Here is a 21,680-nt window from a genome sequence, read left to right as displayed (position 1 = left end):
GCTCCGGGCGACCTGCCGGGTGACCTCCGGGGATGCGCAGGGGCGTCAACTACGCAGTGACGCGTACGTAGTCCACGACGAGCTGCTGGGGGAAGACCGTGCTGTCGTCCGGGTCGCCCGGCCAGTAGCCGCCGACCGCGAAGTTCATGATGAGGAAGAACGGGTGGTCGAAGACCCACTTGTTGCCGTTGAGATCGGCGGGCGTACGGGTCTGGTAGACGGTGCCGTCCACGGACCACGTGATCGAGTCCGGGGCCCAGTCGACGGCGAAGGTGTGGAAGTCGTCGGAGAACTTCTCGCCGTTGGGGAGCGTGTGGCCCGCGCCGATGCCGCCCTCGCCGGAGTACCCGGGGCCGTGCAGGGTGCCGTGGACGGTGCCCGGCTCCTTGCCGACGTTCTCCATGATGTCCAGCTCACCGCAGGCGGGCCATCCGGCGCTGCCGATGTCCTCGCCGAGTGCCCAGAACGCGGGCCAGACCCCTTGCCCGCTCGGCAGCTTCATCCGCGCCTCGAAGTGCCCGTACTTCTGCGTGAACTTGCTCGCGGTGTTGAGGCGGGCGGAGGTGTACTCGCACCGGCCGTACCAGCACTGGTAGTCGGCCGGGTTCTCCTTCTTCGCCGTGATGACCAGATTTCCCTGACCGTCCAAGGCAGCGTTGTCCGTACCGCTCGTGTAGTACTGCCGCTCGTGGTTGTTGACGTTGTCGCCGGTCTCCAGCTGCCACTTGCTGCCGTCGACCGGACTGCCCGCCGGACCGTCGAAGTCGTCGCTGAAGGTGACGGCGGCCGGGGACTGCGCGCGCTGCGCGGCGGGGCCCGCCTGTGCGGAGGGGGCGAGGAACGTCGCGGTCAGGGCTGCCGCGGCCGCCGCACCGATCACGGCCGTACGGGTACGGGTGCGCCTGCGTGTGGCGGGCGCCCCGTCGCGGTCCGGGTCCTGGGCGGTGGATGTGGCCGTATCGCTGGTGGTCATGTGGGGGTGCTCCTTCGTCTGCGTCCCGCCGCCGTTCCGGTGGTCCGGCGCACCGAGTGGCCGGTCCGGGTGGGCATGGCGGGGGCTGCCGGGGGGGGGAGGGTCCGCGGGCGGAAGTCCGGGCAGGAGCATGCGGGTGGCATGCACCTGCCATACAACAAGCCGCCGACGGGGCATGGAGCTCTCACCGGGGATTGGTCTGAACCTTAGTTCACGACTTGGTTTAACCGATACGGGAAAGGGCCGTCAAGCCTTCGGGCCGCGAAGGGAGTTGGGCCCACCGCTCCCGCGCGCAGCCCCCGCCACAGCTCCGCTTCACCGTCCGGCAGTCCGGCGTCGCTTGCGAGCAGCGCGTTCCGGACAGGGTCATTGAGGCCGAGCCGGGTCAGGATGCGCGAGACCACCTTGACCGTCGCGACGCTCATCACGAAGTCACGGCCGCCCGTTGCCGACCGCCCGCGCCGGCGGCCCCGGCGAAGCGCGCGCCGTGTATGATCGTCTCATTGACGGTCGTCAACGTGACGACCTCCGGGGCCCGTTCGTGCCGCCGCAGCTTCACTGCCGTCGCGAGGCCGTCCGTAGGGCATGCAGATGCCCACCAGCACCACATCCGGCTCCTGCCTGTCGACGGGGAAAGCGCCTCAACGCTATCCGCCGCCTTGCCCGCGATCTCGACGTCGGACGTGCCGCCGAGAGTGAGCCGCAACCCGGCCCGTACGAGCGGGTCGTCTCCACGAGCAGCACCAGGATCGGCTCTCCCGCGCGCCGCTCTCCCTGCCGATCGGGGAGATGAGCGAGCCCTGGTCTCGGCAAGGCCCCCGCGGGGAGCCGCCATTGGCCCACGCGAGGAGCCGCCATTGGCCCTCGCAGGGAGCCGCCGTTGACCATGGCCGCGTGTGGTCAATCGGCCCTGGATCGGCCGGAGTTGCGGGACATCGGGGCGGTACCGACCGAGGGCCGGCAGCACCCGGCACGCCGCCCCGGGGAAACCGGTCACGACTCGGGAGAGACCGAAGGCGCCCTCAGTGACATCGCCGAGGGCGCGCAGGCGGGACCGGACGGGACCGGCCATGCCGTCGCAGCGTCCGGGCCGGACTCCCCTACCGCCTCGGACTCCACGTCCGTACGGCCCCGGGACCCGAAGGGCTCGCCGCCTCCGGGGCGTCGGCACCGAGCCGGACGCCTTTGACGGTCGCCGGCTTCCCCTCAGTCGCGGAATGCCGCGTGGGGAGCGTCTCCGAGGCTGAGCAGGAGTTTGCGGAGCAGGTGGTTGAGGGTTTCGCGCTCGTCCTCCTGGAGGCCACCGAGGAGGCGGCGCTCGTTCTCCACGTGGCTGACCACCACGCGGTCGACGAGCGCCCGCCCTTCGTCGGTGAGGGTGATGAGCAGTCGGCGGCGGTTGTCGGGGTCGACCTGACGCGTCACCAGATTGCGGCGCACGAGGCGGTCCACCCGGTTGGTCAGCGCGGACGACCCGACCATCGAGGTGGCCACCAGGTCCTTCGGAGTCAGGGTGTGCGGGGGGCCGTTGCGCCAGAGGGTGGCCAGCACGTCGAACTCCCACGACTCGAGGCCGTGGGTGTGCATGTGGTCGCTGATCTCCTTGGAGAGCAGCCGGTACGCGCGGTGGATTCGGCCGATGGGCGCCATGGGTGAGACATCCAGATCTGCTCGTTTATCAGCCCATTGATTCAGGATCACGTCAACTACGTCATTCATTCGACACCCGAACATTCGACATCAAACTGTTTGACACCAAGCTAGCAACTTTCTAGCATCGGTGAACAGTTCGACATCGGAACGTTCGATCATGAACACTTCGACGTGAGGCCGGAGTGCAGACGGTGATCGTCTGCGCCCGGCGCAGTTCAGCGGTACGGCTCCGAGCGGCAGTTGTGTGCCGCGTTCGCCTGCCGCCAGGAGGGGACCTATGACACCGGTCAGCAATGTGGTGCTGCTGCCGCAGACCAATCAGTTACGTGCGATGCACACGGTCATCCGTGACAAGAACGCCTCCCAGACGGACTTCGCGGTCTTCTCCCGGAGGATCATCCGCCTGCTTCTCGAAGCGGGGCTGGATCTGCTGCCCTTCGACAAGCGCGAGGTCACCACCCCGGTGGGGCAGACGTACGACGGGCTGGGCTTCACCTCGCCCCTGTGCGGCGTATCGGTGGTGCGCGCGGGCGAGAGCATGGAGACGGAGCTGCGCGAGATGCTGCCCGGCATCAGCATCGGCAAGATCCTGATTCAGCGGGACAAGCGGACCAAGCTTCCTGATCTGCTCTACAAGAACCTTCCCGCCGACATCGCCGAAGGCCATGTCCTCCTGCTGGAGCCCATGCTCGCCACAGCGGGCTCGGCGCTCGCCGCGCTGGATGTGCTGCGCAGCAGCGGAGTTCAGGACGAGAGGATCGTGCTGATCAACTTCCTGGCCTCGCCTCAGGGACTGGAGCGCGTCGGCCGTGAGGCCCCGGCCGTGCGGATCGTGACGTCCGCCGTGGAGGACGGTCTCAACGAACACGCCTTCATGGTTCCCGGGATCGGGGACTTCGGGGACAGGTTCTTCGGCACGCTCCCGCGGGCCGGCACCTCGTGAAGGACCGAACCGGGCTCGACTCGGCGCTGACGGCCCTGGCACCCATGGTGTGGGGCAGCACCTACCTGGTGACCACCGAACTACTGCCGCCCGACCGTCCCCTGCTCGCGGCGGCGGTCCGGGCCCTGCCAGGCGGACTGATCCTCACCGCGGTGGGCCGGACCCTGCCCCAGGGCAGATGGTGGTGGCGTGCCCTCGCCTTGGGGGCCCTGAACATCGGGGTCTTCTTCTACCTGCTCTTCGTCGCCGCGTACCACCTGCCCGGTGGAGTGGCCGCACTCGTGGGCTCCATCCAGCCGGTCATCGTCCTGCTGCTGTCGGCACTGCTGCTGCGGGAAGCGATACGCGGCCGGCAGGTCGCCGCCTGCCTGCTCGGGGCGCTCGGCGTCGGGCTGCTGGTCCTGGGCCCCAAGGCCGAACTCGACACGGTGGGAGTGCTCGCCGGCATGGGCGGAGCCGCCTGCATGGCAACCGGGATCGTCCTGACCAAGCGCTGGGGCCGGCCACCGGGTGTCAGCCTGCTCACCTTCACCGGCTGGCAGCTCGCCGTCGGCGGCCTGCTGCTGGCCCCGGTGGCCCTCTTCACCGAAGGTCTTCCTGCTCGCCTGACCGGGTCCAACATCGCCGGCTTCGGCTATCTCAGCCTCATCGGGGCGCTCTTCGCCTACGCCGTCTGGTTCCGCGGCATCGAGCGGCTGCCCGCGCTGACGGTGTCGATGCTCGGCTTCGCCAGCCCGCTGGCGGCAACTCTCCTCGGCTACGCCTTCCTTCACCAGAAGCTGACGTTCATTCAGGCGGCAGGCGCGGTGACGGTGGTGGCCTCGGTCCTGCTCGTCCAGAGAATGCCCGCGCGAAAAGTCCGACCGCACGACGACATCCACCCTGTGAAGGAGCGGACTCATGACCCAGTCGCCTGACATCACCGAGGCGGCGCAGCCGCCGGCTGCGCCCGACACAGGAGCGGTCATGACACGCCTGGTCCTGTTCGACCTCGACGGCACCCTCATCGACACGCCGAACGCCATCGTCACGACCTTCACCGACACCTTCGCCTCGCTCGGCATCCACGGCATCACCGCCGACGCGATCCGCAGCACCATCGGCCGCCCCCTGGCCGAGGCCTTCGCATACCTCATGGGCCTCCCCTCCACGGCCGACCCCGTGGAGGCGGCCGTCGCGCGCTACCAGGTGCTCTATCGCGAGCAGATCGTGCCCCAGGCCCGGACACTGCTCTACCCCGGCGTGGTCGAAGGTCTCGCTCGCCTGCGCGCCAACGGCATGACCCTGGCTGTCGCCACCAGCAAGTTCACCGCAAGCGCCGACGTCCTTCTGGTGGCGGCCGGCATTCGCGACGACTTCGCCATGGTCGTCGGCGCGGACGCCGTCACCCAGCCGAAGCCGGCTCCGGAGTCAGGCCTCCTCATCGCCGCGGAACTCGGCCACCACCCGAGCCGGGCCATCATGGTCGGAGACACGACGCACGACGTGTTCATGGCTCACAACGCCGGCATGCGTTCCATCGCCGTCACGTACGGCATCCACTCCCCGGCCCAACTCGAAGCCGCCGAGCCCACCTGGACGGTGGAGACCTTCCCGGCGGTCGTCGATCACCTCCTCGGCACCCTGTAGGGCGCCGATCCCGAACGCCTGACACGCCTTCCAGCCGCCCTCGCACGAGGGGGGCTGGGGCTGCCGGCAGCTTGCCCCTCTGACCGCTGCAGCCGCTCGGCGGCGGCCGCGATCGCGGCCGTCGTCCTCACCCACATCGTGTGCCGGCAGAACAGACCAACTCCGGCACAGTCGGCCCGGCCACCGGCCGGGCCTTTTCCAACCCACAACCACGGGGGATCACCCGCAATGACCATCCAGGCGCCCATGTCCGGACTGTTATCCGAGTACGCGTCGCTGCGCAGCCTGCTGCACCGTCAGGCGCGGCTGCGCCCCGACGACATCGCCGTCACCGCCGTCGGCGGTGACCTCACCTTCCACGAACTCAAGGCCGAGGCAGACCGGTTGGGCTCCCACCTGGCCGCGCTCGGCGTCGCACCCGACACCTGTGTCGGGCTCTACACCGAACCCTCCGCGGATCTGGTGACCGGTGTGTGGGGCATCCTCACCGCAGGCGCCGCCTACCTGCCGATGTCACCCGAGTACCCCGAGGCCCGGCTGAGGTACATGGTCGAGAACGCGGGCGTCCGAGTCGTCGTCACCCAGCCGCACCTGCGCGACCGGCTCTGCCGTTTGGTCCCCGAGGGCACGACCGTGGTCACAGCCGCCGACGCCCCGGCGGTCGGCACCCCTCTCACGCTGCCCGACGCTCAGAGCGATCATCTCGCCTATGTCATCTACACCTCCGGCAGCACCGGTAAACCCAAAGGCGTGATGATCGAACAGCGCAGCATCGTCTCGCAGTTGCGCTGGCTGGACAACTGCGGCCACCTCGGCCCGGACGTGTCCATCCTGCAGAAGACGCCGATGAGCTTCGACGCCGCCCAGTGGGAGATTCTGGCGTGCGCGGTCGGCGCCCGGGTCGTCATGGGCACCCCGGGTCTCTTCCGGGACCCGCAGGGCATCATCACCATGATCTGCGAGCACCGGGTGACCGCCCTGCAGGGTGTGCCGACGCTGCTGCAGGCTCTCGTCGACAGCGAAGAGCTCGGCGCCTGCTCCTCCCTGACGGACGTCTTCTCGGGAGGTGAGGCCCTCACCCGCACCTTGGCACAGGACCTGTTCCGTGCGCTGCCCGGCGTCTCGCTGGTCAACTTGTACGGCCCGACCGAGACGACCATCAACGCCACGTCGTTCTGGGTCGACCCGGACGCCCTCGACCAGTCGTCCCCCGGGATCATCCCGGTCGGCGTCCCGGCCGACAACGTCACCTGCTACATCCTCGACGAGAACCACCAGCAGGTGGACATCGGCGAGAGCGGGGAGCTGTTCATCGGCGGAATCCAGGTGGCCCGCGGTTACATCGGCTTGCCCCAGGTGACACAGGATCGTTTCCTTGCATCTCCGTTCGACCCTGCCGAGCGCCTCTACCGCACGGGTGACCTCGCCCACTGGAACCCGGACGGCACGATCCAGTTCATGGGCCGCACCGACAACCAGGTCAAACTGCGCGGCTACCGGGTCGAGTTGGAAGAGGTCGCCTCACGGATCGAGGAGCACACCTGGGTGCGCAAGGCCGCCGCGGTCGTCACCGACGACCCCCGCACCGGTGGCAAGACCCTCGTCGCAGCGGTCGAGCTCAACGAGCGTACGGCCGCGGTGATGGACCAGGGCCGCAGCGACGCCGCCCACCATCAGTCGAAGGCGTCAAAGCTCCAGGTCAAGGCCCAGCTCTCCAACCCGGGCCTGCGCGAGGAGCAGCAGCTGGCGGGCCGCCATGCCATCGAACTGCCCGGTCGGGAGGGCACCGAGGAGCAGCGGCGGGTGGCCTTCGCCCGTAAGAGCTACCGGTTCTACGACGGCGGCGGGATGACCGTCGACGACGTGCTCGGACTGCTCGCCCCACGGTCGGTCGAGGCCGCCGCACCGCGTGAGGTCACCGACCTGACGCTCGGCGAACTCGGCGCGCTTCTCCGCTGGTTGGGCCCGTTCCGCAGCGAGGAGCGGCTGCTGTCGAAGTACGCCTACGCCTCGCCCGGGGCCCTCTACGCCACCCAGCTTTACCTGGAGGTCGACGGGCCGGCAGGCCTGTCGGGCGTCTACTACCACCACCCCGTCGACCACACCCTGGTCCGCGTCGGCGATCTCCCCGAAGTCGGCCGTACCCCCGGCCTGAAGCTGCACTTCCTCGGCAAGCGGCAGGCCATCGAGCCCGTCTACAAGAACAACATCGTCGAGGTGCTGGAGTTCGAGACCGGTCACATACTCGGCGTGCTGGAGGAGGTCCTGCCCAGCCATGGGCTGACCGTCAGCCCCCTGGGCTTCGACCCTTCCGTCACGTCACGGCTCGACGTGGCCGACGAGGACCACTACCTCGGCACCTTCGCCGTCACCGCGCACGACGGACGCCAGCGCACGGACGAGGTCGAGCTGTTCGTGCAGGCACACGGCGACCGAGTGGCCGGGCTGCCGGCCGGCTCGTACCGCTACCGGGACGGGGAACTGCAGTCATTGAGCGAGCAGATGGTGGAGCGGCGGCACGTCATCGCCATCAACCAGGGCGTGTACGACCGGGCGTCGATCGGTATCAGCGCGGTGTCCCGTGCGGAGGAGGAATGGCGCCACTACATCGTGCTCGGCACGCTGCTGCACCGGCTCCAGCGCATCCCGGGCATGGGCTTCATGTCGTCCGGGTACTCCTCGAAGACCGGCAACCCGTTGCCGGCCTCACGGCGCCTGGACGACCTGCTCGCCGCCGCTGAGATCCCTGCGGCCCCTGCCTCGTACTTCTTCGTCGGCGGCCTCATCACGTCCGAGCAGACCGCGCACGAGGGCATGAACGAGGATGCCGTACACACCCAGGGCCCGGCGGAGGTGATCCGCGACGACCTCGCGCAGTTCGTGCCCGACTACATGATCCCCGCGCGGGTGGTCGTGGTGAACGAACTGCCGCTCTGCGCGAACGGCAAGACCGATGCCAAGGCCGTTGTTCAGCTGCCGGAGGTGACTGCGGCCAACGCCTCGGGCGTCTACGTCGCCCCGGCGACGCCGACCGAGCAGTGGATCGCGGCCGAGTGGGGCCGGATGCTCACCTACGAGAGCGTGTCCACTCAGGACGAGTTCTTCGCCTCGGGCGGCAATTCCCTGCACGCCGTGGCGTTGGTGAACCGGATCAACAAGGAGTTCGGGACGCAGCTCCCCCTCCAGGTGCTCTTCGAGACGCCGAAGCTTGAGGACCTGGCCGCCCGGGTCGACGGCGGTGCGCCGGTGCGCAGCTCCCGTCTGGTGCCGCTCCACCGCGCCGACTCCGGCACCCCGGTGTTCGCTTGGCCGGGACTGGGCGGTTACCCGATGAACCTGCGGCTGCTCGCAGGGGGCGTGGACCTCGATCGGCCGGTGACCGGAATCCAGGCGCACGGCATCAACCCCGGCGAGGTGCCGTACCCGACGATTCGGGAGATGGCGATGGCCGACATCGCCGAGATCCGCCGGGTTCAGCCCTCGGGACCGTACACGCTGTGGGGCTACTCCTTCGGCGCCCGTGTGGCCTTCGAGGCGGCCTGGCAGCTGGAGCAGTTCGGCGAGAAGGTGGAGACCGTACTGCTGATATGCCCCGGCAACCCCGAGGTCCGGGGGCAGGACGGGCAGCGCTGGGGCCGCGAGGCCTCGTTCGCCAACCCGGCCTACGTCACCATCCTGTTCTCCGTGTTCGCCGGCACCGCCCACGGCCCCGCCGTAGAGACCTGCCTGCGTGAGGTCACGGACGAGAACTCCTTCGTGGCCTTCGTGCACAAGCGGATGCCCGCTCTCGACGAGGGGACGATTCGCCGCATCACGCGGGTCATCGCCGAGACCTACGAGTTCGAGTACACCTTCCGCGAACTGCAGGAGCGCCGTATCGAAGCCCCTGTGACGATCTTCAAGGCGCGCGGCGACGACTACTCCTTCCTGGAGAGCAGCTCCGGCTACTCCGCCCGGCCGCCCCGGGTGATCGACCTCGACGGCGACCACTACAGCGTGCTGAAGCAGCACGGCGTCGGGGAACTGATCGCCAACATCCGGCACGCGGACGGCGGTCGGTAGCCGAGCGCCAGTCACCCGTAGAGCCCCTCGCCCCGCGAGTTCCCCCGCCGCGGGGCGAGGCCCCCCTCACCACACCGAAACGGATCCGCTGCCGTGCCGCACGTCAGTAGCAACACCTTCTCCCGCACGTTCACCGAGGCCGAGAAGGCCGCCCCGGTGACCTCGTCGATCCACCGCGTCACCCGGATGTTCGGCACCGATCGGGGAGCCGTGTCCATCGCCGGGGACCCGGTCGAGCCGTCCCGGTGGACGAACACCGTGCACCAGCCGGAGATCGAGGCGAACGCGCACCTGCTGGAGAAGCAGCCGAACCACTCCGAGCCACTCCCTACCGAAGGAACCCGATGAGTCCCGCGAGCTCCGCGATCCCGATCGTCTGCACCGAAGAGGTCCGCGAGGCCCTGCACGAGGGCCGCCCGGTCGTCGCGCTGGAGTCCAATGTCATCACGCACGGCCTGAAGTACCCGCACAACGCCCGGACGGCGTACGAGGTCGAAGCCGCCGTGCGCAAGAGCGGCTCGATCCCGGCGACCGTCTGCATCGAGGACGGCGCGATCCGGGTCGGCATGACCGAGCAGGACATCGAGCGCTTCGCGTCCGAGTCCGGCATCCCGAAGGTCTCCAGCCGCGACCTGCCGGTGGTGCTGGCCCGCGGCGGCCGTGGCGCCACCACGGTCGCCTCCTCGCTGGTCGCCGCCGAGCTCGCCGGGATCCCGTTCTTCGCCTCGGCCGGTCTGGGCGGCGTCCACCGCGGCGCCGACACGACCATGGACATCTCCTCGGATTTGATCCAGCTGACCCGCTCCAAGGTCGCGGTGGTCTGCGCCGGCGCGAAGATGATCCTCGACCTGAAGCTGACCATGGAGTACCTGGAGACGCAGTGCGTCCCGGTGATCTCCTGCGGCTCGGACGACTTCCCCGCGTTCTACTGCGCCTCCAGTGGTGTGAAGGCCCCGCACCGCATCGACGACGAGGACCTGATCGCCTCGGTCGTCGCCACCCACTGGGCCGCGGGCCACCCCGGTGGCGTGGTCATCACCACGCCACCGCGCGAAGAGGACGCCGTCGACCCCGCCGAGGCCGAGGCCGCGATCGCCGATGCGCTGACGCAGGCCGAGCGGGACGGCGTCAGCGGCCAGGGTTTGACCAAGTACCTGATGCACGCGGTCGACAGAGCCACCGGGGGCCGTACCGCGCAGGCCAACATGGCCGTCCTCATCTCCACCGCCGAGGTCGGGGGCCGCATGGCCGCCGCCTACGCCCGCCATCAGGCCGCCGGCTGCTGACAACGGTCTCCTGACAACGGTAAGGAACTTCATGCCCTCCCTGTTCGACTCCATCACGCTCGGCAAGATCGAGCTGAAGAACCGCCTCCTCATGGCGTCGATGACCCGCAACCGGGCCAACTCCTCCGGCACCGCCACCGAGTTGATGGCCGACTACTACGCCCAGCGCGCGTCCGCCGGCCTCATCATCACGGAGGGTACGCAGGCCTCCCAGGTCGGCCAGGGCTTCCTCAACACCCCCGGCCTCCACGACCCCGAGCAGGTCAGGACCTGGCGCGCCGTCACCGACGCCGTACACGCCAGGGGCGGCAGGATCGTCGTCCAGCTGATGCACTCCGGCCGCATCGGACACCCGTCCCTCTACGGCAGCGCTCATCAGTCCGTCGCGCCCTCGCCGATCGCTGCCACGGGCCAGTGCTTCACCCCTGAAGGCCCGCAGGACTACCCGGTCCCGCGGGAGCTGACGTCGGCTCAGATCGCCGCCACCGTCGAGGACTTCGTCACCGCGTCCCACAACGCGGTCGAGGCCGGGTTCGACGGCGTGCAGATCCACGCGGGCAACGGTTTCCTGCTGCACCAGTTCCTCGCCGAGAACACCAACCACCGCACCGACGCCTACGGCGGCTCGATCGCCGGCCGTATCCGCTTCACGGTCGAGGTCACCCAGGCCGTCGCGGCCGCGATCGGCAACGAGCGCACCAGCGTGCGCCTCTCGCCCGGCAACCCCTACAACGACATCGCCGAGGGCGACACCGAGGCGCTGTACGCGGCCCTTGTGCCGGCCCTGCCGGAGCTGGCCTTCCTCGAGGTGTCCGAGATGGTCACCCGACCGGTGACCCGTGTCATCCGCGCCCTCTGGCAGGGGAGCCTGGTGCTCAACCCGCACGCCACGCCGGACTCCTTCCCGGCCACCGCGGACACCGCCCAGCAGGTTCTCGACGAGGGCCTCGCCGACGCCGTCTCCCTGGGCGCCCTCTTCCTCGCCAACCCCGACCTGCCCGCCCGAATCCGGGCCGACGGTCCGTTCAACACCCCCGACGAGTCCACCTACTACGGCGGCGACCACCGTGGCTACACCGACTACCCGGTCCTCGGCCAGGGAAGCAGCCGGTGAAGCAGGTCGTGCGGTCCGCCGAGCGCCGGATGCTCCTGCTGTTCACGGGGTGTCACTGCGACGCACGGCATCCTGTCCGGCCGAGCCGCCGACCGCCTGAAAGAAGCAGCGAAGTCAGCCGATCCGTCGTGACCGACACCCCGCCGTCAGCCGCCGCGACCGGCCTGGACACGGTTGACGTCCTGTCCATCGCCCGCTGATCGCCCAGGCGTTACGGGAGATCCGCGAGAACGGTTCGGCGACAAGCTCTGTGCGGGACCTGTAGGGCGCCCGGTCGGGCCTGGAAGGCGACGTGCGCGACGGCTGCGGGCGGGCGCCCGCGGCCGTCGCGCATCCCGGGCCGACGCAGACCTCGTACCTCGGTGGACGGGCGAAGGGCGCGCGGCCACCGCCTGCTGCCGCTCGCGAAGGCGCCGTACGTCCCCGTGCGAAGGCGTGGTCGTCGGCAACCGCTCCTCCGAGCCGACCGACCGGGGCTCGGTCGGGCGGCTGAACGCCGTGGCACGGAGCCGCATACGCCGAGCGGCGGCCGCTTGTGGGGGAAAGCGGCCGCCGCGGCGGGTGGTTCGAACCGGACGCTGCGTCAGCAGCTGTAGTCGACGAGGTCGAAGGACTCGTAGTGGTCGGCGGTGTAGTAGTCCTCCTTGTCCTTCTCACCGGTCACGATGCGCCGGGCACCGCGGTCCGGGGAGCCGGGAGTCTCGACCGTGTACTCGTGGTAGTACCCGGACTTCTGGTCGGGCAGGACGCCCTCCCGGTTCGAGAAGACGCCGTCGTCCTCCGGGTACGGGTACGGGCCGCCCTTCTCGATCAGGTCGAGAGTCTCGTTCGCCTCCTTCGGCAGCTTGGACTCGCAGATGTCGCCGACGTCGGCGACCTGCTGGACGACCTGCGTGCGCTGGACGGGGGCGGGTCCGGCGTCGGGCGTCGCCGACGCGAGTGCGGGACCGCCGATCAGAAGGACGGAAGAGAGGGCGCCGAGGGCGCCGATCCTGAGGAATCGTGGGGGGATTCGCATACCGTTCAGCATGACGCGCGTAGAGCATGTCATGTCAACGCCAAGTCACCGAAGTTCCCCAGGAGTTCACAGGATCCCCGCATCCAAATGGGTCCAAAGCGGGGCAGTCGAGACGCTGTTGGTGTCGCCCTCCGACTGCCGGCCGGACTCCCCGGGGACGACCGCCACAACATGTCGACATATCTCCCCGGACACCCGAAACCGAGTGGTGGCCACTCACGGTACGAGAGAGCATGGCCGCATGAGCATCCGGGCCGTCCGCGACGGGGAACTCCCGCTCCTCCAGGACATCGAAAGGGCCGCGGGGCAGTGCTTCCGCGACATCGGCATGCCCGAGATCGCGGACGACGCACCGCTCCCCGTAAGCGAGTTGGCCCGCTACCAGCGGGCCGGGCTCGCCTGGGTGGCGGTCGACGGCGCCGACCGCCCCAGCGCCTACCTCATCGCGGAACCGGTCGACGGCAACCTCCACGTGGAGCAGGTGTCCGTCCATCCGCACCACGCGCGCCGCGGCGTGGGCAGGTCCCTGCTGGCCCATCTCGCGGACCGCGCCACGGCCGGCGGCATCCCGGCCCTCACCCTCTGCACGTTCGCCGACGTGCCCTGGAACGCGCCCTACTACGCGCGCTGCGGCTTCCACCGCCTTCAGGAGAGCGCCCTGTCCCCCGGGCTGCGCACGATCCGGCGGCGGGAAGCGGCCTACGGGCTGGACCGATGGCCGCGGGTCTGCATGCGACGCGACCTCTGAACGGCCCCCCGGACGACCTCAGGACTCCCTGTCAGCCTCAGGACTTCTTGGTGGCCTGCGCGGCCTTCGCGGCGCGCTTCGCCTCCTGCTTGTGCGCGCGCACCTTGCCCAGCGACTCGGGCCCGGTGATGTCCGCGACCGAGCGGTACGAGCCCTCCTCGCCGTAGGAGCCCGCCGCCTCGCGCCATCCGTCGGGTGTCACCCCGTACTGCTTGCCCAGCAGCGCCAGGAAGATCTGCGACTTCTGCTTGCCGTAGCCGGGCAGGGCGTTCAGGCGGGCGAGGAGATCCTTGCCGTCGGCGGCCTCGCGCCACACCCGGGCCGGGTCGCCGTCGTAGTTCTCGACCAGGTACTGGCAGAGCTGCTGGACACGCTTGGCCATGGAGCCCGGGTAGCGGTGCACGGCGGGCTTGGCCGAGAGCAGCTCGGCGAACGCCTCCGGCTCGTAGGCGGCGATCTCGTGGGCGTCCAGATCGTCACCGCCCAGGCGCGCCGCGATGGTGTACGGGCCGGTGAAGGCCCATTCCATGGGGACCTGCTGGTCGAGGAGCATGCCGACGAGGGCCGCGAGCGGGCTGCGTCCGAGCAGCTCATCGGCCTCGGGCTGTTGCGCGAGCCGGACTGTCGTGTTCATAGGCCCATGGTCCCCCCGGGTGCCGGGGCCCGCGCGACCTCGGCGCGGCCGCGCGTCTCCGTACGCCGCCCACCCGGCTCCGTATCGCCGCCCGGCTCCGTATCGCCACGCGGGTTCGTACGCCCGTCGGGCTCCGTACGGCCGCCCGCCCCCGCCGAAGCCCTCCCCCGCGACCGCCACCCGCCCGCACGCCACCGACGGGACCGTCCCGTCCGCGCACCCGCAGGCTCCGGCCCCCGCCGGAGCGCCCGGGCGGGAGCCGGAGCCTGGCGCCGTCAGCCGTTCAGCGACGCGTGACGGGCCGCGAGACGCCGCGCGCCCTCCTCCGTCAGCGAGCCGTGCAGACGCAGCCGGGCGATGCCGCCGTCCGGGAAGATGTCGATCCGGACGTGCGTGGCGGCCGGCGCCGGGGCGTCGAGCACGAAGCGGTGGAGCGTGTCGGGCTGGAGCCGGGTGCGCGGAAGCAGCTCCGTCCAGGCGGCCGCCTCGTGGTCCGACGGGTCCGCGCCGCCGGTGGCGTCCAGCACCCACACCGCCGCCCAGCCCGCCGCGTTGCCCTTCAGATAGGCCGTGTCGATCTCGACGGCGCGGATCTCGGCCTGCCCGCTGAGCGCGTAGCGCACCCAGTCGTGCCCCCGGTCGCGGCGACGGCGGGTCTCCCAGCCGTCGTCCATCTTCCGCGACCGTCCGGGCCGGATGGTGTTGGCGGGCGGGGAGTAGAAGCGGTCGGAGGCGTCCTCGACCGCGCCGCCGTTCTCCAGCGCCACGACGTCGAACGTGCCGAGGGCGGCGAGCCATGCCGGGTCCGGGACGACCACGCCGTGGACGCGGAGACGGGCGATGCCGCCGTCGGGATGCTGGTTGACGCGCAGATGCGTGAAGCGCTGCTCGGCCTCGACGACGAAGCCGTTGGCGGCGTGGCCGCCGATGGCCGTACGGGGGACGATCTCCGTCCACTTCACCTCGGGCGCGAGCAGCTCCTCGGGCGAGGGCGAGCCGTCGACCGCGGTGGCCTCGATGCTCACCGCCTGCGGGTAGTTGCCGCGGAAGTGGGCGGTGTCGACGACGATTCCGCGGATGACTCCGGGCGTTCCGAGACGTACGAGGGCCCAGTCGTGGTCCTCTGCGGTCGGGTGCGGCGCCAGCGTGCCCGCGCCGCGCCTGCGCCGGGTCTCCCAGCCGTCCATGACCTTGCCCTTGTGCCCGAAGGCCTCGGGGTCGAAGTGGGCGGGCTCGGGCGTCAGCAGATTCTCGCGGTGGGCGAAGAACTCGTCGTTGGCCGCGATGACGCCCGCGCCCAGCCGCCGGTCGGCGAGGTCCACCAGGTGGGTGAAGGGGAAGTCGGCGGTGCGGTGATCGGCGTACGGGTCACCGCCTCCGTACGGGTTCGCGTCACCGGTGAAGCGGGGCACCTCGGCGGAACCCTCGCCGTGGCCTTCGACGGAACCGGAGCCGGGCTGATGCACGGTCATGAGTGCTGCTGCCTCTCGAGAAGTCGGCCGGTGGGCTCTGCGGTCGTTCCGTGGTCGGCGATCCGCCGCCCGCGCAGCCAGGTGGACCGCACGACGCCGTGCAGTGTGCGCCCTGCGTAGGCGGTGACCCGGTTGCGGTGGTGCAGTTCGGCGGGATCCACGGTGAAGGTCTCCTCGGGCGCCAGGACCGCGAAGTCGGCGTCGCGGCCGGCCTCGATGGCGCCCTTGCGGCCGAGCCCGGCGAGCCCTGCCGGGGCGGCGGACATCCAGCGCACGACGTCCTCCAGGCCGTGGCCGCGCGTACGGGCCTCGGTCCAGATCGCCGGGAGGCCGAGCTGAAGGGAGGAGATGCCGCCCCACGCCTCGGCGAAGTCGCCGGTGTCGAAGCGCTTGAGGTCGGGGGTGGAGGGCGAGTGGTCGGAGACGATGCAGTCGATGGTGCCGTCGGCCAGCCCCTGCCAGAGCGCATCCCGGTTGCCGGCCTCGCGGATGGGCGGGCAGCACTTGAACTCGGTGGCCCCGTCGGGGACTTCCTCGGCGGTGAGTGTGAGGTAGTGCGGGCAGGTCTCGACGGTCAGCCGTACGCCGTCCCGCTTGGCCTCGGCGATCAGCGGCAGGGCGTCGGAGGAGGACAGATGCAGGATGTGCACGCGGGCCTCCAGCCGCCGGGCGAGGGTGATCAGCCCCTCGATGGCCGTGTTCTCGGCGGCGCGGGGGCGGGAGGCGAGGAAGTCGGCGTAGCGGCGGCCGGGCGCCTGCGGTGCGCTCCCGATGAGGTGCGGGTCCTCGGCGTGGACGATGAGGAGGCCGCCGAAGCCGGCGATCTCGCCCATGGCTTCCTCCAGTTGGGCGGGGTCGAGCTGCGGGAACTCGTCCACACCGGAGTGGAGCAGAAAGCACTTGAAGCCGAAGACACCGGCCTCGTGCAGGGGCGCCAGGTCCTTGACGTTGCCGGGGACGGCGCCGCCCCAGAAGCCGACGTCGATGTGCGTCCTGCCGCGGGCGACGCTGCGCTTGAGCTCCAGGCTCTGCGCGGTCGTGGTGGGCGGGATGCTGTTGAGCGGCATGTCGACGAGCGTGGTGACGCCTCCGGCCGCGGCGGCGCGCGTGGCGGAGGCGAAGCCCTCCCATTCGGCGCGGCCGGGGTCGTTGACGTGGACGTGCGTGTCGACGAGGCCGGGGAGCAGGACGTCGTCCCCGACGTCCTCGACCCGGGCACCGGCCGGGGGCTCGGTGTCGTACGGCAGTACGGCCGTGATCGTGCCGCCCGTGACGGCGACGTCCGCGGGGCGCGTCCCCTCCGGGGTGATCACGCGCGTCGAGCGCAGTACCAGGCCGGTTTCCGGCACCCGGGCTCCTCTCCCTCAGAAATTTCAACGTTCTGTTGAAACGAGTCTTCACGCCGCACGCACGCCCGTCAAGACCCACTCTCCACTGAGAGGTTTCCACCACATGGGAGGAGAGTTTCGCCGGTCGAAACATGATCACGCCCGATGGAGGACCGCCCGCTCCCTCCCCGACCTGCCCGATCGGACCGCAAAACACCCCGTGACCGGCGCGAACGCCGACGCACGACCGATGTGAGGATCTCCGGTCCCCGGGTAAGCTGCCGTTCTGCCGGTCGTGCCGTGGTGTCCCCGCCGGAACAGCCGCGGCGTCCGCAACCGCGCGGCGGTCGGCGCCACCTGCCCCGAAAGGAACGCGACGTGCCGCCGTCCAGCGACAGCACCTCCGCAACGCCTAAGTCCACCGCCACCGGCGGCGTGCAGTCCCTCGAGCGCGCCTTCGACCTGCTCGAGCGGATGGCCGACGCGGGCGGGGAGGTCGGGCTGAGCGAGCTCTCCACCAGCAGCGGCCTGCCGCTGCCCACGATCCACCGGCTGATGCGCACCCTGGTGGCCTGCGGCTACGTACGCCAGCAGCCCAACCGCCGCTACGCGCTGGGCCCGCGGCTGATCCGCCTCGGCGAGAGCTCGGCCCGGCTGCTGGGCACCTGGGCCCGCCCGCACCTGGCACGGCTGGTCGAGGAGACCGGCGAGACCGCGAACATGGCACTGCTGGACGGCGACGAGGTCGTGTACGTCGCGCAGGTGCCCTCGCGCCACTCGATGCGGATGTTCACCGAGGTCGGGCGACGGGTGCTGCCGCACTCCACGGGCGTCGGCAAGGCGCTGCTGTCCAATGCGCCGGAGGGCGAGGTACGGGCGCTGCTCGGGCGCACGGGCATGCCCGCCGCCACCGACAAGACGATCACGACGCCCGACGGCTTCCTGGCGGCACTGCGCCACGTGCGCGAGCTCGGCTACGCCGTGGACGACAACGAGCAGGAGATCGGCGTCCGCTGTCTCGCCGTATCCGTGCCCGACTCCCCCACGGCGGCCGCCATTTCCATCTCCGGGCCCGCGGGCCGGGTGACCGACGCGGCGACGGAGAAGATCGTACCGCTGCTGCAGGAGGTCGCCGCGGAGCTGTCGGTGGCGCTCGCCAGCACGGGCCAGCCGGGGAGCGGGCAGAACGGCAACGGCGGCTGAGATGCGGCGCCGTGGTGCGCGGCCCCCCGGGCGCGCACCGGCCGCCGTCCGAAAGACCGAGCGATGCGCGCGGATCACGCGGGTCGCCGCAACGGCGGTACGGGGCGAGGCAACGCCCGTAGGTCGTTCGGCAACGGCGGTATGGGCACGGCGGTGATCGCACAGGTTCGGCAACGGCCGTACGGAGGCGCGGCAGCGACGGCGCCGTTCGCATCAAGGCCGCCGCACCGTCCGGCAGTTCACATCCCCGGGGCCCTGCGGCGCCACACCCGGGGAGCCGAGGGATGGCGCCAGGCACCCCGGGGGCCGGCGGGTGCCCGGGGCGTCAGTCACCCCCGCGCGGGCAGGGCACGTCGCTGAAGCTGTCGATGACCGCACGCATGTCGGCCAGTGCCGGGGCCAGCGCGCTCACCGAACCCAGCGCGCCCGCGACCAGCAGCAGCGACCGGCGCAGCCGGGGCACCTCTGGGGCACCCGCGCGAGCCATGGCGTCCAGCGTGGCCAGCTCGTCCTCGGCGACGCCCCGGTCGGACAAGTCCGCGGGATGAGCGGCGAGTTCACGGCGCAGGCGGGACACGGCGGCGCACAGTTCCGCCACCCTGGGGTCCTCCGTCCCCAGGTCCTGGCCGCTGCCGGCCGATCGCCTCTGCTCCACTACTACGGCGCCCTCCGCTGTCGCGGCGCCCGTCGGCCTGCCGCGGACCATCTGGTTGCTCCGTGCCACGCTGCCCCCTCCCACAACTCCTCCGGCCCCGCGGGTCGCTCCCTCGACATGAGAGGCCGCGGATCAGTTAACGCCACTCTCCGCACCCGGCGCCACACAGAGGGCGAAATTCAGCCCTCGCGGTGGATCCGGTATATGCAGGGCGCATGAGACCTTCACCGACAGGCCTCTCGGAGGCCCCCAAAGCGACCCGCCGGCCCCAGGTCGCGGGGCTGCTTCTCGCCGCCGGCGGCGGCCGCCGGCTGGGCGGACGGCCCAAGGCTCTGCTGGACTTCCGGGGGCGCCCGCTGGTCGAACACGCCGCCCGCGCACTCCTCGACGGCGGCTGCGCGCCGGTGCACGTGGTACTGGGCGCCGCCGAGGACGACGTACGCGCCGGGGCTCACCTCCCGGGCTGCGTGCTGGTCCCCAACCCCGACTGGGCGGAGGGCATGGGCACTTCGCTCCGGGCCGGGCTCGACTCCCTTGCCGGTACGGGGGCGCAGGCGGTGGTCGTCGCACTGGTGGACCAGCCGGGCATCGGCGCGGACGCGGTGGCGCGCGTTCGGGCGGCGTACGCGTCGCCGTCGGGCCTGGCCTCGGCCGCGTACGGCGAACGGCGCGGCCATCCGGTGCTGCTGGGCGCCGACCACTGGCCGGGGGTCGGCGAGGCGGCGACCGGCGACCGGGGCGCGAGGGCGTACCTGCGGCGGCACGAGAGGGAGATCGACGTCGTCGACTGCTCGGACATCGCGGCCCCCGACGACATCGACACCCCCGAGGACCTGACACTCCTCGACTGAGGGCGTGGCGACTACGGACGCGAGGACGGCCGGAAGAACAGGCGGAAGGACGGGCGGAGGATGCGCGGAAGGACGCGCGAACGGATGGGGTACGCGGGCCGTACGGAATGCCGCAGGAGCCGGTGACGCCCGTTCCCGAGCATGGAAGGAGCGTAAAAGGGGTGGCACTGAGAGCCATACGGCGGCCCGTGGATCACCCGAACAACTATCTCGACGTCAACACACCTTGTACTTCCACTATGAGGAAACTATTCTCCACTGGTCAGAAGCATCCTCGACCACGGACGGCGCCCGCAACCGCCTCCCGGATCCGACGGCACCCCGTGCCGCCCCCGTGTTCCGGCGGCCCTTCAGGCACCGACCACCGTATGACCGCCTCATGACCGCCGTATTGGAGTGACCGCTCATGCCCGCACCAGCGCCGTCACCGCTGGCCATCGTCGACGTCGACCCCGGCCAGGCACCCGCGCGGCAGGGGGAAGTCCTGGGCGACGAGGCCCTCGCGTTCCTCGCCGCCCTCCACGAGCGGTTCACCCCCCGCCGCGACGAACTGCTCGCCCGCCGGGCGGAGCGCCGCGCGGAGATCGCCCGGACCAGCACGCTGGACTTCCTGCCGGAGACCGCGCACATCCGCGAGGGGGACTGGCAGGTCGCTCCGGCGCCCGCCGCCCTCGACGACCGGCGCGTGGAGATCACCGGCCCCACCGACCGCAAGATGACCATCAACGCCCTCAACTCGGGCGCCAAGGTGTGGCTCGCCGACTTCGAGGACGCCTCCGCCCCCACATGGGCGAACGTCGTCGGCGGCCAGCTCAACCTCACCGACGCCTACGAGCGCCGCGTCGACTTCACCAGCCCCGAGGGCAAGACGTACGCCCTGAAGCCCGCCGAGGAGCTGGCGACCGTCGTCATGCGCCCGCGCGGCTGGCATCTGGACGAGCGCCATCTGCGCAGCGAGATCGGTCCGGTGCCCGGCGGACTGGTCGACTTCGGGCTCTACTTCTTCCACAACGCCCAGCGCCTTCTCGACCTGGGCAAGGGCCCGTACTTCTACCTCCCCAAGCTGGAGTCGCATCTGGAGGCCCGCCTCTGGAACGACGTGTTCGTCTTCGCGCAGGACTACCTGGGCCTTCCCCAGGGCACCATCCGCGCCACCGTCCTGATCGAGACGATCACCGCCGCGTACGAGATGGAGGAGATCCTCTACGAGCTGCGCGACCACGCCTCCGGACTGAACGCGGGCCGCTGGGACTACCTGTTCTCCATCGTCAAGAACTTCCGTGACGGCGGCCCGCGGTTCGTGCTGCCGGACCGCAACGCGGTGACGATGACCGCCCCGTTCATGCGCGCCTACACCGAACTCCTCGTCCGCACCTGCCACAAGCGCGGCGCCCACGCCATCGGCGGCATGGCCGCGTTCATCCCCTCCCGCCGCGACCCCGAGGTCAACGCCAAGGCGCTGGAGAAGGTCAAGGCGGACAAGGACCGCGAGGCCGGTGACGGCTTCGACGGGTCGTGGGTGGCGCACCCGGACCTGGTGCCGGTGGCCCGCGACTGCTTCGACGCGGTTCTCGGCGAGAAGCCGAACCAGAAGGACCGGCTGCGCGAGGACGTCCGGGTGACGGCCGAGCAGCTCATCGACATCGCCTCGCTGGAGGCCAGGCCGACCTACGAAGGACTGCGCAACGCCGTTCAGGTGGGCACCCGTTACATCGAGGCGTGGCTCGGCGGACTGGGTGCCGTCGCCATCTTCAACCTGATGGAGGACGCCGCCACCGCGGAGATCTCCCGCTCCCAGATCTGGCAGTGGATCAACGCGGGCGTGGTCTTCGAGAACGGCGAGAAGGCGACACCCGAGCTGACCCGCAGGGTCGCCGCCGAGGAACTGGCCGCGATCCGTGAGGAGATCGGCGAGGAGGCCTTCGCCGCGGGTCGCTGGAACCAGGCGCACGACCTGCTGCTCAAGGTCGCGCTCGACGAGGACTACGCGGCTTTCCTCACCCTGCCCGCGTACGAACTCCTGGGCCGGCCCTGACGTCCGGGCCCGACCGGTCCTTGAGCTCGGGGTCCCACGGGACCTTGAGCTCAGGGTCCCACGGGGCTCCGAATTC

Annotated in this window: 18 protein-coding genes and 1 pseudogene; 11 read left to right on the top strand and 8 right to left on the bottom strand. The window is 70.7% G+C overall.

Going from position 1 to position 21,680, the window contains the following annotated elements:
* Window positions 1-49: 49 nt before the first annotated feature.
* The 3 genes and pseudogenes from ACGFNH_RS13500 to ACGFNH_RS13490 all read right to left on the bottom strand — a co-directional run bounded on the left by ACGFNH_RS13500 (window position 50) and on the right by ACGFNH_RS13490 (window position 2,623).
* Window positions 50-973, bottom strand: coding sequence for a family 16 glycosylhydrolase (locus tag ACGFNH_RS13500; protein ID WP_393653233.1), 924 nt, complete (start codon window positions 971-973; stop codon window positions 50-52).
* 308 nt (window positions 974-1,281) lie between these two features.
* Window positions 1,282-1,679: pseudogene (locus tag ACGFNH_RS13495) on the bottom strand (response regulator); the annotation flags it as partial.
* A 500-nt stretch (window positions 1,680-2,179) separates the two neighbouring features.
* Window positions 2,180-2,623 carry a MarR family winged helix-turn-helix transcriptional regulator gene (locus ACGFNH_RS13490; RefSeq protein ID WP_393653232.1) on the bottom strand — a complete coding sequence of 148 codons (444 nt, stop codon included), beginning with the start codon at window positions 2,621-2,623 and terminating at the stop codon, window positions 2,180-2,182.
* A 280-nt stretch (window positions 2,624-2,903) separates the two neighbouring features.
* Here ACGFNH_RS13490 and upp point away from each other — a divergent pair, with 280 nt between their 5' ends.
* The 7 genes from upp to ACGFNH_RS13455 all read left to right on the top strand — a co-directional run bounded on the left by upp (window position 2,904) and on the right by ACGFNH_RS13455 (window position 11,660).
* Window positions 2,904-3,569, top strand: coding sequence for a uracil phosphoribosyltransferase (gene upp, locus ACGFNH_RS13485; protein ID WP_393653231.1), 666 nt, complete (start codon window positions 2,904-2,906; stop codon window positions 3,567-3,569).
* 44 nt (window positions 3,570-3,613) lie between these two features.
* Complete coding sequence (locus ACGFNH_RS13480) at window positions 3,614-4,486, top strand: EamA family transporter (protein WP_393653565.1); 873 nt, start codon at window positions 3,614-3,616, stop codon at window positions 4,484-4,486.
* Window positions 4,470-5,198, top strand: coding sequence for an HAD family hydrolase (locus ACGFNH_RS13475; protein ID WP_393653230.1), 729 nt, complete (start codon window positions 4,470-4,472; stop codon window positions 5,196-5,198). Before ACGFNH_RS13480 ends, ACGFNH_RS13475 begins: the two co-directional genes overlap by 17 nt.
* Before the next feature lie 246 nt (window positions 5,199-5,444).
* Window positions 5,445-9,260: an amino acid adenylation domain-containing protein gene (locus ACGFNH_RS13470; protein WP_393653229.1), complete on the top strand. Its 3,816-nt coding sequence runs from the start codon at window positions 5,445-5,447 to the stop codon at window positions 9,258-9,260.
* Window positions 9,261-9,353: 93 nt separating this feature from the next.
* Entirely contained in the window at window positions 9,354-9,608 is a 255-nt protein-coding gene (locus ACGFNH_RS13465; protein WP_393653228.1) for a hypothetical protein, read from the top strand.
* Window positions 9,605-10,546 carry a pseudouridine-5'-phosphate glycosidase gene (locus ACGFNH_RS13460; RefSeq protein WP_393653227.1) on the top strand — a complete coding sequence of 314 codons (942 nt, stop codon included), beginning with the start codon at window positions 9,605-9,607 and terminating at the stop codon, window positions 10,544-10,546. Before ACGFNH_RS13465 ends, ACGFNH_RS13460 begins: the two co-directional genes overlap by 4 nt.
* 31 nt (window positions 10,547-10,577) lie before the next feature.
* On the top strand, window positions 10,578-11,660 hold the full coding sequence (locus ACGFNH_RS13455) for an alkene reductase (RefSeq protein ID WP_393653226.1): 1,083 nt from the start codon (window positions 10,578-10,580) through the stop codon (window positions 11,658-11,660).
* Between the two features lie 583 nt (window positions 11,661-12,243).
* Here ACGFNH_RS13455 and ACGFNH_RS13450 read toward each other — a convergent pair.
* Complete coding sequence (locus ACGFNH_RS13450) at window positions 12,244-12,678, bottom strand: ribonuclease domain-containing protein (RefSeq protein WP_393653225.1); 435 nt, start codon at window positions 12,676-12,678, stop codon at window positions 12,244-12,246.
* A gap of 241 nt (window positions 12,679-12,919) precedes the next feature.
* Between ACGFNH_RS13450 and ACGFNH_RS13445 the strand changes: the two genes are divergently transcribed.
* Window positions 12,920-13,426 (top strand): GNAT family N-acetyltransferase, encoded by a 507-nt coding sequence (locus ACGFNH_RS13445; RefSeq protein ID WP_393653224.1) that lies wholly within the window; start codon window positions 12,920-12,922, stop codon window positions 13,424-13,426.
* Window positions 13,427-13,463: 37 nt separating this feature from the next.
* On the opposite strand, the gene ACGFNH_RS13440 is transcribed toward ACGFNH_RS13445, so the two are convergent.
* The 3 genes from ACGFNH_RS13440 to allB all read right to left on the bottom strand — a co-directional run bounded on the left by ACGFNH_RS13440 (window position 13,464) and on the right by allB (window position 16,881).
* Window positions 13,464-14,060 carry an HhH-GPD-type base excision DNA repair protein gene (locus ACGFNH_RS13440; protein WP_393653223.1) on the bottom strand — a complete coding sequence of 199 codons (597 nt, stop codon included), beginning with the start codon at window positions 14,058-14,060 and terminating at the stop codon, window positions 13,464-13,466.
* Window positions 14,061-14,335: 275 nt separating this feature from the next.
* Window positions 14,336-15,532, bottom strand: a complete 1,197-nt coding sequence (gene alc / locus ACGFNH_RS13435) for an allantoicase (protein WP_393653222.1) — start codon at window positions 15,530-15,532, stop codon at window positions 14,336-14,338.
* Entirely contained in the window at window positions 15,529-16,881 is a 1,353-nt protein-coding gene (allB, locus tag ACGFNH_RS13430; RefSeq protein WP_393653221.1) for an allantoinase AllB, read from the bottom strand. Before allB ends, alc begins: the two co-directional genes overlap by 4 nt.
* A 357-nt stretch (window positions 16,882-17,238) precedes the next feature.
* Between allB and ACGFNH_RS13425 the strand changes: the two genes are divergently transcribed.
* Window positions 17,239-18,063, top strand: a complete 825-nt coding sequence (locus tag ACGFNH_RS13425; protein ID WP_393653220.1) for an IclR family transcriptional regulator — start codon at window positions 17,239-17,241, stop codon at window positions 18,061-18,063.
* 325 nt (window positions 18,064-18,388) lie between these two features.
* Here ACGFNH_RS13425 and ACGFNH_RS13420 read toward each other — a convergent pair whose 3' ends face one another.
* Window positions 18,389-18,769 carry a DUF5955 family protein gene (locus tag ACGFNH_RS13420; protein ID WP_393653563.1) on the bottom strand — a complete coding sequence of 127 codons (381 nt, stop codon included), beginning with the start codon at window positions 18,767-18,769 and terminating at the stop codon, window positions 18,389-18,391.
* A 164-nt stretch (window positions 18,770-18,933) separates the two neighbouring features.
* On the opposite strand from ACGFNH_RS13420, the gene ACGFNH_RS13415 reads away from it, so the two are divergent.
* Entirely contained in the window at window positions 18,934-19,569 is a 636-nt protein-coding gene (locus ACGFNH_RS13415; protein ID WP_393653219.1) for an NTP transferase domain-containing protein, read from the top strand.
* A 406-nt stretch (window positions 19,570-19,975) separates the two neighbouring features.
* A complete protein-coding gene (gene aceB / locus ACGFNH_RS13410) occupies window positions 19,976-21,604 on the top strand; it encodes a malate synthase A (protein ID WP_393653218.1) in 1,629 nt (542 codons plus the stop codon).
* Window positions 21,605-21,680: the final 76 nt, after the last annotated feature.

Source organism: Streptomyces sp. NPDC048639 (assembly GCF_043199075.1).
GTDB lineage: Bacteria > Actinomycetota > Actinomycetes > Streptomycetales > Streptomycetaceae > Streptomyces.
Note: the sequence above shows the minus strand (reverse complement) of the source record. Positions and strands in the feature narration are given on the sequence as shown.